Source organism: Bacillus marasmi, from assembly GCF_902168435.1.
GTDB classification, from domain to species: Bacteria; Bacillota; Bacilli; order Bacillales; family Cytobacillaceae; genus Bacillus_BU; species Bacillus_BU marasmi.
Window position 1 is genome coordinate 178,281 of sequence record NZ_LR656174.1, and the last position, 9,550, is coordinate 187,830.

Here is a 9,550-nt window from a genome sequence, read left to right on the forward strand (position 1 = left end):
TAAATACAAAATAGAACCCATTATGAATTGTTTTTAGTTGATACGAAAAAAATTGATAGTTCGATAACCTTTAAGGAACTATTGGAATTCCCAAGATTATTGAAGAGAAATTATTTTGATTTTTCTTCTTAGGTTTTGTGTCTAAAAGATCTTCAATATCTTTAATCGTGATGTCGGTCTGGTACTCCATGCCACATTCCTGGCAGATAATGGCTGGTGTCATTGTAATCTCGATTGCTCTTGATCCATCAGGCAGCTCCCAATAAACCGTGTTCTCACCGTTATTTGCAGTCCCTCCACACCATTCACATTTCATCTCCATCACCAATCACCTACTCAAAACATTGAAAGGTATATTACCATCAGGATTTTAAGTATCTATGAATTATCTTTTATTGAACAATAATTAACAATTAAAATATGCCTTCAAGAAATCAAAAAACGATGACCAAGTTTCCTTTAACTCTCCTTTAAAAAGTAGTTCATCTCCACCCTCAAAATTAACTATATAAACTTTATCTGTTACAGTATCCAGCACTAATACAGCATTTGCTGACATTTCGCTTAAAACCAGATATTGCTTCGGAAAACCATGTTCTTTTCTAGAAATGAGTGTGTATGATTCAATATTATTTTCTTCATCTGCTATATCCAGTAATTCAAAGGGTACATGCTCTTCCCAAAAAGGTCCTGCATACTGGATAAAAAATTCTTGGAAAGTATCTGATGCGTTTACACCAAGCCTTATTAAAGCATCCTGTACTAGCTTGCTATCTTCACGTTTATATATTTCTTCTCCTAGAACTTCATCTAGTCTCTCAGGCAAAATACTCATATTATTTTCCTCCTAAAACTTCTTCTCCTCGTATTTTCCAATAATTAATAGAATCTACTTTTTGAAATGCTCCTCTAGTTGTCTCTTCCATTGGATAAAATGGGTTTAACTTTCCTTTATAAGGATGTAGTGGAGGTCTTTTAGCATTACTGATATTATGGTACCTAGTTGAAGCTTCATATAATGGTCCAACACCTTTTTGTTGTGAATGATGCAATGTTGCAACACTACCTGCATCATCAAGAATAGGAGCAAGTCCATATTTTGCAGATGCTTCAGCATTTGTTAACCCGCGACCTTTTTTAGCACCTTTTGTTCGGACCATATCCCAATTAATATCTCCTCTTTGATATACTTTATAAGTAAATCCTGTGCCATCTTTACTTGCATTATACTCTACACTCCGAGTAAAATATTTATTATTCTTATAGTCCTTAAGATGTTGATAAGTTTCTTTGCCAGTACCCTTAGTTCCAATAAAATTATTATCTTTATTTTCCTGCTCTACCCTAAACTTCTGAAAAATATTCTTAAGCGGGGCACTTTCTGTAGAAACATTTATAAAATTGAATCCTCCTGAAATCTCAACTTGATTTACCTTGAAACTTGTTGGAACCTTGACTTCACCAATTTTCTTAATTCTTCTATCAATAGACCAATCAATCGCTGACTTTGTTTTTGCAAGTGGACTTCTGATAATATCACGATATGTATTTTCAAAGCCTTTCTTTAATTTGATTGGGTTTAATACATTTTTGATATTGCTCAATGTCTTTGCATTTTGAACCGCTCGAACAGCTTGATTTAAGGTGATTTGGACTGGCTTATTTTTTAAAAATTGAACAATCTTTTCTTTTTCGTTGCTGAAATTTGTTTTTACTTTATTATAGATGAAACCCTTCAGTTTCTCTGTGTTAAGAACATTATATGGAAGTGTGGGTTTGGCTTTGGAAACCTTGTCCAGTTTGCCTAGCTTGCCAACTTTATCGAATCCCTTTAAGCCAATTATCGAAACAGCTGCATAGGAGAAAAACTCACTTCGGCTCCGGGCATTACCATTTACCACATCACGTTTCCAAGCCGTTTCAATTCCGTTCCACATATACTTGGCAGTGTTAATCGGATGAGTTACTGCATTCATAATTCCTTTGAAAAAGTTTACCGGGTCAGTGACTAAAGAAATGGCAAGATCAATTAGACCTTTAAAAATATCAACAACCGCTTTCCACGCACCCTCGACGATACCAAGTGAAATATCTCCAACCATTTTGTACCAGGATGAACTTGGCTCTTTTTTGGCTTTCGACCCTTTCTCTAATTCAGCTTTTTTCGTCCGATAAATTTCACTGTTATGATAGGCTTTTGTATTAAAATGAATCGGTGAAATGGCACCGTTTTTCTTTGATGACTCTAATAACTGCTGAAAAAGTAGTTTCGCGTAGGTCTCAGCTGGTTGGGACTTTTGGTATCGATTTAATAGATCATAGTCCAGTTCATGAACCTTCTCAAGAGTATCCTTTCTCTCTTTTTCAGCTAGGTACATTTGATAGTCAAATTCGGCACTCGAGAATACATCTAAAAAAATAATATCATCAATGTTACGGAAAATCCTATTTAGTTCACTTTTCTTCTCGGAAACTATCTCGTTAGATTTTTGCGCCGCTTTCTTTAAAGTTTCCTCTAAAAATGGTACATGAACCATGTGTATTTCCGGATAAATTACGTTCTGAGACGGTACTTTCAACACTTTTTATAAATGAAAGATGTTGATTAATAAAATCTTCCCAGCCATGGACGACATCTATTTGAGCACGATAAAAGCCTTTGATTGCCTCAGCAGCCTTCCCTTTAAAATCAGACAGCTGGACGATTTCTTGAAAAGCTCCCTTTAAATCTTCCAATTGTTTCTGTAAGTTTTGATAGTCTTTAGTCCGTTCTGTTATAGACGAAAGCAATGTGCTTGCTTCATAGATTTTTAAATATGACATTCATTTAATTCCTTCTTTATTTTGGTGTACAGTTTGCGATTGCTTCGTCTTGTTGTTTTATAGAATCTACATTTGAGCGGGTATCTTCAATATTTTTCGCGACAATTTCTATGTATGCGGCAATGTCAGACGCAATAGCGGTCTCCCTTGAAGTCCACAAGTCAGTAAAATCAAGCTTATTATTGCCCAATACCTGTTCGTTAGGATTGGGCAGGTTCAGAGCAGCTAAAGCTTCTTTGACCTTTGTTAATCGTTTCATAACTTCATTATGTTTTACTTGGATCGTACTCATTAGGACAATTGCCTCCTGATTTGCTTGATTTTACGCTGCATGTCTTCTGTTGCCTCTTCATCTTTTTTCAAAAGTCGTTCTGCTTCGCAGGTTAAGCCTTTGGCAAAGGATAATCCTGATTTTTCCTGTTCCAAAATATTCAGCTTTGAATCTATCTTTTCAATATATCGATCGTACTCAGAATGAAAAATATTTTGCATTTCACTATGTGCACGAGAACGGGATTCATCGAATGTCTTTGCACGACTTCCTTCCCAATATGCTTGAAGATTTGGGGTTAGATTGGTATTCCACTCTGCCAAGGCATTGTTTTGTTCTCTTTTAATTTCTCGTTTTGCTTGTTCTAGCCTGTTTATTTGATCTGCTAGATTAGCAGATTGATGGTTTATGTATGAGGAAAGTTGTGTCAATATAGTTGAAAATCCCATCCTTTTTTTCCTCCTTACACGCAATAATTTCCATATTATTTATTATATGTCGAATTGTGGTAGCTCCTAAATAAGAAAATATACCTATTTTACTTATGGGGATATTTTCTTCAAAAATAAATAGCACCCATTTTTGGGGTGCCATTATGAAGTGCAACCTATGAAGAAAAGTCAAAATAATTTCTCTTCAACATTCTTGGTAATTCCATAAGCTCCTTAAAGGTTATCGAACTATCGATTTTTTTATTATCAACCAAAAACAATTGATCTTCAATTTCTTTAATTGTGTTGTCGGTCTGGTACACCATGTCACAATCCAAACAGATAACCGCTGGTGTCATTGTAATTTCGATCGCCCTTGACCCATCTGGCAGCTCCCAATAAACTGTGTTCTCACCGCTATTTGCATTTCCGCCACACCACTCACATTTAATCTCCATCACGAATCACCTACTCCTGAACTGATGAATCATTTTTTTGATTATCAATATTGTTTGATTTCTGCTGCGCCTTAAATTTCTTTTCTTTTAATTCGTCTCGTTTTTCACGTTTATCCTTTAGAGAAGAATGGGTAGGGTCTTGCTGGTACTTTTGCCTTCTATCTAAACGCTGAAGGTCTTCAGGAATGAGATTGAATTTACTGTCATTCATGACAGCCGATATTCCAACATTGGATTTATAAATTTCATAGTCAGGGTAGACACCTTTAAAGTAATCTTCCGCTGTACCTGGCACATAGTTTTGCGGCTCCGGATAAGAAGTGATAACACCTTCAAAGTTACGTAACACCACTTTTTCCGCACTTTGTGAAATCAAATAATTCGGTTGCAATGAAATTTTTCCTCCCCCACCAGGAGCGTCGCAGACAAAAGTTGGGACTGCGTTTTTTATTGTAAGTATCCAAAAGATAATCATGGTTTTTATGTTGTTATTTTTCGAATAACAAAAACTGCAAACTATGATGAATTAAATCATCTAAGTTTGCAGTTTTCAAAGGGATTCTTATAAACCTAATTATAATGATTATTAAAGCCATTCAACCCGTTATCAAGAAACAGTTTTTGAGTTTCTTATTATTTTTCCCGGCATCGAACTGCACTGAGTACAGTTATAATATGTACTAAAAATTTGAGAATGACAAATAAAGCATCACAAAAATTATTATGGTAAATCTGCCATTTTTTTGCTTTAACTACCTGAATTCCCTGGCTGAAAAGAGCTCCTGCAAGATAATGAATGAATATGGTCGAAAAAGCAAAGAAAATAATCAATCCACTCTTTGATTCTTTTCATAGGCAGTAAGATTTTTAGAATTGATTTACATCCGAAATACACGATAACTACACACCCAAAAAAACGCAAAAAAATCTCAAGAAATCTAAAAGTTTTAAAATCCCGTTCATTATTCCTTTTCTTGCTCATTAATATAATTAACATTTAAAAATCCCATTTTTATGCCAATGAGTTTTTGGCTCTTTACTCCGATAATACTTCTATTCATGTAAATGTCATCACAATAAATTATCTTAATAATTTCAAAGTTAAACATTCAAATAGTATGACAAGTATTGGTTTTTATATTGCAACGTCTTGGTAACCTACTTCGGTTACTTTTTCATTTAATAGACGTAGTCCCAGTCCATTTTCGGTATCCCAAGTACAGTTAAATGTAATTCCGATATGTCTAGCTTCAAAAATATCTGCATATGGAACAACAATTCCATCCAAGCTTATCATTTCAAGTATTTGATCAGTTGTTTCAACTGCTGGATAATTTACATTTAATTCAATGTCATAGCCTAATTCTTGTCGCTTTTTATTGTAATAAGTTAGAATGGAATTTAATATACTTAGTTGTAAATCGCTCCAATTTTTTATTAATGATTGGTATGCCGTATATTGTCCTTCATCAAACTGACCATCCTCATCTCCATCTATTATTAAATCTATTCCAGTTATTTTTCCAAAGAAATCTATAGTGATAACTCTTGACCAACCATAATCATACTCAAGATTACCAAAAATTGCATCATTTATAGTCATTTAAGTATCTCTCCTCTTTTTTCATTTGCAAAACCTCCAGGTCCAAAAGCTCCAGCATTTATCTCACCTACACCACCCAGATGTCCGAATTCACTATTTATTTTTGTTGGCACAAGTTGCATTGTTTTAACATCATTTAACTCATGCCATGTTAAATTGTTTATTTCTCGGTATTTCTTTATATCTCTTGCACTGATTGTACCTGAATCCATTCCAAATTGCCTTGCTAATTCAGGCGAATTATTAATTTGGTCAGCTAATTTTTGATCTGATTGAATAAAATTAGCCCGTCTTGCTTTTCCTCCATATACACTCTTTCCACCTAGCATATAATTTATTTCCACTTGAGCTTTTGCGACCGATGAAAAATCAGGAACTCCATTTTTATATTGAATACCTTCAATACTTGCCTCATCCAATATTCGCTTTAAATCGGGATCTGGTGGTGGTTTAAGCATACATAATGATTCTCCTCTTTTTCCATCAAATTCTATCTTTGTGTTAATCATTGAAGGTGTTTGATTAAGTCTTGCTTCATACGAACTAGCAAATTCAGTTTGTCTAAAAGCAGGTGGAACTTCAACATCTAAATTATCCGTCCCCTTAGTTTCATTTATATTTAAATCTTTACTTTCCTGCTCTACCCTAAACTTCTGAAAAATATCCTTAAGCGGGGCACTTTCTGTAGAAACATTTATAAAATTGAATCCACCCGGAATCTCAACTTGATTTATCTTGAAACTCGTTGGAACCTTGACTTCACCAATTTTCTGATTAATGGCTGCCTTTGTTTTTTTCAGTGGGCTTTTAATAACATCTCGATATGTATTTTCAAAAACGTTCTTGAGTTTGTTTGGATTTACTACATTTTTGATAGTGCTCAATGTCTTTCCATTTTGAACTGCTCGAACAGCTTGATTTAAGGTGATTTGGACTGGTTTGTTTTTAAAAAATTGAACAATCTTTGCTTTTTCATTGCTGAAATTTGTTTTTACTTTATTATAGATGAAACCCTTCAGTTTCTCTGTATTAAAAACATTATATGGTAGAGCGGCTTTCGCTTTTGAAACCTTGTCCAGTTTACCAAGCTTCCCGACTTTATCGAATCCCTTTAGGCCAATAAGTGAAACAGCTGCATAGGAGAAAAACTCACTTCGGCTCCGGGCATTACCATTTACCACATCACGTTTCCAAGCCGTTTCAATTCCGTTCCACATATACTTGGCAGTATCAATCGGATGAGTTACTGCATTCATAATTCCTTTGAAAAAGTTTACCGGGTCAGTGACTAAAGAAATGGCAAGATCGATTAGCCCTTTGAAAATATCAACAACTGCTTTCCATGCACCATCGCCTATTCCTAGTAAAACATCTCCAACTTTCTTATACCATGGCAAACTTTTCTCTACTTCCTCATTTGACCATTTCTCTAATTCTGCTTTTTTCGCCCGATAAATTTCGCTACTGTGATAGGCACTCGTATTAAAATGAATCGGTGATATTGCACCGTTTTTCATTGATGACTGTAATAACTGTTGAAAAAGCAATTTCGCATAGGATTCGGCTGGCTGAGACATTTTGTATCGATTGACTAGATCAAAGTCCAGTTCATGAACCCTCTCAAGTGTATCCTTTCGCTCTTTTTCAGCTAGGTACATTTGCTGGTCAAATTCGGCACTCGAGAATACATCTAAAGCAATAATATCATCAACATTACGAAAAATCCTATTCAGTTCACTTTTCTTCTCGTAAACTATCTCGTTAGATTTTTGTGCTGCTTTCGTTAATGTTTCATCTAAAAATGGTACATGAACCAGTGTGTTTCCAGATAAATTACGTTCTGAGACGGCACCTTCAACACTAGTTAAAAATGAAAGATGTTGCTCAATAAAATCTTCCCAGGCATGGACGACATCTATTTGAGCACGATAAAAACCTTTGATTGCTTCAGCTGCCTTACCTTTAAAATCAGTCAGCTGGACGATTTCTTGAAAAGCTCCCTTTAAATCTTCCAATTGTTCCTGTAAGTTTTGATAATCTTTAATTCTTTCAGTTATAGACGAAAGCAATGTGCTTGCTTCATAGATTTTCAGATATGACATTCTTCTAATTCCTTCTTTATTTTGGTGTACCGTTTGCGATTGCTTCGTCTTGTTGTTTTATAGAACTTACATTTGAGCGGGTATCTTCAATATTTTTTGAGACAATTTCTATGTATGAGGCAAAGTTAGACGCAATAGCGGTCTCCCTTGATGTCCACTGGTCTGCAAAATCAAGCTTATTATTACCAAGTACTTGTTCGTTGGGATTGGGAAGGGCCAAAGCAGCTAAAGCTTCTTTGACCTTTGTTAATCGTTTCATAACTTCATCATGTTTTAACTGAATCGTATTCATTAGGACTATTGCCTCCTGATTTGCTTGATTTTACGTTGCAAGTCATCAGTTGCCTCTTCACCCTTTGTCAAAAGTCGTTCTGCTTCGCGGGTTAAGCCACTGGCAAAGGATAATCCTGATTTTTCCTGTTCCAAAATATAAAGTTTTGAATCTATCTTTTCAATATATCTATCGTACTCAGTATGAAAAATATTCTGCATTTCACGATGTGCACAAGAACGGGATTCATCAAATGTATTAGCACGATTACTTTCCCAATAATATCCCTAATAATAATTCTGTTTTTTGTTGCTTCATCAAGAATTATTTGCGGAATTAGTTTATCTTGAACAGGTACTTCTAATACTAATTCACCTTTAAGTCGTCCTCCTTTGAGTGCGTTTGGATTAAAAGTTCCATTTGATATTGTAGAACCTGACGGATATTTTTTTGTAATTTCATTTAAGTAACTCGTTGCTGTCCTTTCCTGCACTTCACTAAGTTGGGTGAATTTTCTCGATACTATTTCTTTATTAGGTACATATGAGTCAACCACATACTTTTTGCCGCCTACCTTTTTTGCTTCCAATTTTACGTAAAAAACCATGGGATAGCGTCCCATGGTTAAGAAAAATTATAGTTTGTGAATTTCCAAATAACATTTATCTTCTTCTGCTACATCAATTGCTGTACGTAGTACCTCAAAAAATGTTTTCCCATCATTTGTTGCAAAATAATTCGCTAGACTAGTTACTTTTGGACTAATTTTATCCCCCCACGGTGGATTTTTTGATAAATCATCGATATCCCAAATAACTTGTTCCGGCAAGTATTTAGATAATTCCTGTTCAATTTCGATTAAATTAGCTTTTACAACAGAAACTTCATTCCAGTTTAGTTTGTCATTATACAACTCATTCATCAATAAAGGATATTTTGTACCCCATCCTTCTTTTTCTAAATGATAGGAGATTGTTGAAAAAAATGAATGTACAAAATCGCTATGACCTAATTCGTAATAAAAACAATCTACTAATATTCCTACTGCCATTTAACTTTCACCTCTAATCCATTTTAAAAATTATTTTTGCTACATCATTTGTTCTTTCATTTATTTTCTGTTTAATGTCTCTTAAAACATCCCTTGTGACATTTTGACCCCTAACATCAATAATAACAGATTGCTTTGTTTGTTCAGGTAAATCACTTATTCGTTTATTTATTTGCTTTGAAACATTTCTTATTAGGTTACTTCTACCAGAAGATGTAGTCACCTTATAATTCTTAACTTCTATGCTATGACCATCGCTATAAAAATCTGGTCTTGAACTATTTTTAGTGCCATGGCTTACTTCGTTACCTTCCTTGTATGATACTTGCTCACGATATCCAGGATATTCTTTTCCTACATCAATTTCAGATTGTCTCCATGATGGTCTGGTTTTATCTATCCCTTTAGCAACATCTCTAACATCATCCACACCTTTTTTCACTACAGGGCTACTTACTTCCGCAGATTTTTTTATATGTACAAAGTTTTCACCATAACCACTATGTGCCCATGCATTGGATAATTCCTGTTTTTCTAATT

General features: G+C 34.6%; 12 protein-coding genes and 4 pseudogenes. 1 reads left to right on the forward strand and 15 read right to left on the reverse strand.

What is annotated here, in order from left to right:
* Positions 1–27 precede the first annotated feature (27 nt).
* Positions 28–75 (forward strand): annotated as a pseudogene (locus FXW34_RS23410) (hypothetical protein); the annotation flags it as partial.
* Here FXW34_RS23410 and FXW34_RS15615 read toward each other — a convergent pair.
* From FXW34_RS15615 to FXW34_RS23015, 15 genes and pseudogenes are all read right to left on the reverse strand, one after another.
* Positions 71–322, reverse strand: coding sequence for a YokU family protein (locus tag FXW34_RS15615; RefSeq protein WP_147534932.1), 252 nt, complete (start codon positions 320–322; stop codon positions 71–73). The pseudogene FXW34_RS23410 and the gene FXW34_RS15615 sit on opposite strands and share 5 nt — an antisense overlap.
* Positions 323–406: 84 nt before the next feature.
* Entirely contained in the window at positions 407–835 is a 429-nt protein-coding gene (locus FXW34_RS15620; RefSeq protein WP_147534933.1) for an SMI1/KNR4 family protein, read from the reverse strand.
* A gap of 1 nt (position 836) precedes the next feature.
* Positions 837–2,537 carry a T7SS effector LXG polymorphic toxin gene (locus FXW34_RS15625; protein ID WP_147534934.1) on the reverse strand — a complete coding sequence of 567 codons (1,701 nt, stop codon included), beginning with the start codon at positions 2,535–2,537 and terminating at the stop codon, positions 837–839.
* A complete protein-coding gene (locus FXW34_RS23590; protein ID WP_147534935.1) occupies positions 2,482–2,823 on the reverse strand; it encodes a T7SS effector LXG polymorphic toxin in 342 nt (113 codons plus the stop codon). The genes FXW34_RS15625 and FXW34_RS23590 overlap by 56 nt, the downstream gene beginning before the upstream one ends.
* Before the next feature lie 16 nt (positions 2,824–2,839).
* The gene (locus tag FXW34_RS15635; RefSeq protein ID WP_147534936.1) at positions 2,840–3,115 is read right to left on the reverse strand and encodes a YwqI/YxiC family protein; all 276 of its coding nucleotides are present in this window, start codon (positions 3,113–3,115) and stop codon (positions 2,840–2,842) included.
* Positions 3,115–3,543, reverse strand: a complete 429-nt coding sequence (locus tag FXW34_RS15640) for a DUF5082 domain-containing protein (RefSeq protein WP_147534937.1) — start codon at positions 3,541–3,543, stop codon at positions 3,115–3,117. The genes FXW34_RS15635 and FXW34_RS15640 overlap by 1 nt, the downstream gene beginning before the upstream one ends.
* Positions 3,544–3,701: 158 nt before the next feature.
* Complete coding sequence (locus FXW34_RS15645; protein WP_147534955.1) at positions 3,702–3,983, reverse strand: YokU family protein; 282 nt, start codon at positions 3,981–3,983, stop codon at positions 3,702–3,704.
* Between the two features lie 10 nt (positions 3,984–3,993).
* Positions 3,994–4,425 (reverse strand): annotated as a pseudogene (locus FXW34_RS15650) (lysine 2,3-aminomutase); the annotation flags it as partial.
* A gap of 693 nt (positions 4,426–5,118) precedes the next feature.
* Complete coding sequence (locus FXW34_RS15655; protein ID WP_147534939.1) at positions 5,119–5,586, reverse strand: DUF6985 domain-containing protein; 468 nt, start codon at positions 5,584–5,586, stop codon at positions 5,119–5,121.
* Complete coding sequence (locus tag FXW34_RS23415) at positions 5,583–6,248, reverse strand: HNH endonuclease (RefSeq protein ID WP_425457442.1); 666 nt, start codon at positions 6,246–6,248, stop codon at positions 5,583–5,585. Before FXW34_RS23415 ends, FXW34_RS15655 begins: the two co-directional genes overlap by 4 nt.
* Before the next feature lie 852 nt (positions 6,249–7,100).
* Positions 7,101–7,688, reverse strand: a pseudogene (locus FXW34_RS23420) (T7SS effector LXG polymorphic toxin); the annotation flags it as partial.
* Between the two features lie 16 nt (positions 7,689–7,704).
* Entirely contained in the window at positions 7,705–7,980 is a 276-nt protein-coding gene (locus FXW34_RS15665; RefSeq protein ID WP_147534941.1) for a YwqI/YxiC family protein, read from the reverse strand.
* A gap of 151 nt (positions 7,981–8,131) precedes the next feature.
* Positions 8,132–8,566 (reverse strand): hypothetical protein, encoded by a 435-nt coding sequence (locus FXW34_RS23425; RefSeq protein ID WP_246141089.1) that lies wholly within the window; start codon positions 8,564–8,566, stop codon positions 8,132–8,134.
* A 27-nt stretch (positions 8,567–8,593) separates the two neighbouring features.
* Positions 8,594–9,010, reverse strand: coding sequence for an immunity 70 family protein (locus FXW34_RS15680; RefSeq protein WP_147534943.1), 417 nt, complete (start codon positions 9,008–9,010; stop codon positions 8,594–8,596).
* Positions 9,011–9,023: 13 nt separating this feature from the next.
* Positions 9,024–9,550 (reverse strand): annotated as a pseudogene (locus FXW34_RS23015) (hypothetical protein); the annotation flags it as partial.

Excerpts from the sequence above, each read along its gene's own strand:
- FXW34_RS15645 (WP_147534955.1), bottom strand. The coding sequence starts at position 3,983 with ATGGAGATTAAATGTGAGTGGTGTGGCGGAAATGCAAATAGCGGTGAG.
- FXW34_RS15680 (WP_147534943.1), bottom strand. The coding sequence starts at position 9,010 with ATGGCAGTAGGAATATTAGTAGATTGTTTTTATTACGAATTAGGTCAT.
- FXW34_RS15655 (WP_147534939.1), bottom strand. The coding sequence starts at position 5,586 with ATGACTATAAATGATGCAATTTTTGGTAATCTTGAGTATGATTATGGT.
- FXW34_RS23425 (WP_246141089.1), bottom strand. The coding sequence starts at position 8,566 with ATGGTTTTTTACGTAAAATTGGAAGCAAAAAAGGTAGGCGGCAAAAAG.
- FXW34_RS15665 (WP_147534941.1), bottom strand. The coding sequence starts at position 7,980 with ATGAATACGATTCAGTTAAAACATGATGAAGTTATGAAACGATTAACA.
- FXW34_RS15640 (WP_147534937.1), bottom strand. The coding sequence starts at position 3,543 with ATGGGATTTTCAACTATATTGACACAACTTTCCTCATACATAAACCAT.
- FXW34_RS23590 (WP_147534935.1), bottom strand. The coding sequence starts at position 2,823 with ATGTCATATTTAAAAATCTATGAAGCAAGCACATTGCTTTCGTCTATA.
- FXW34_RS15620 (WP_147534933.1), bottom strand. The coding sequence starts at position 835 with ATGAGTATTTTGCCTGAGAGACTAGATGAAGTTCTAGGAGAAGAAATA.
- FXW34_RS15615 (WP_147534932.1), bottom strand. The coding sequence starts at position 322 with ATGGAGATGAAATGTGAATGGTGTGGAGGGACTGCAAATAACGGTGAG.
- FXW34_RS15625 (WP_147534934.1), bottom strand. The coding sequence starts at position 2,537 with ATGGTTCATGTACCATTTTTAGAGGAAACTTTAAAGAAAGCGGCGCAA.
- FXW34_RS15635 (WP_147534936.1), bottom strand. The coding sequence starts at position 3,115 with ATGAGTACGATCCAAGTAAAACATAATGAAGTTATGAAACGATTAACA.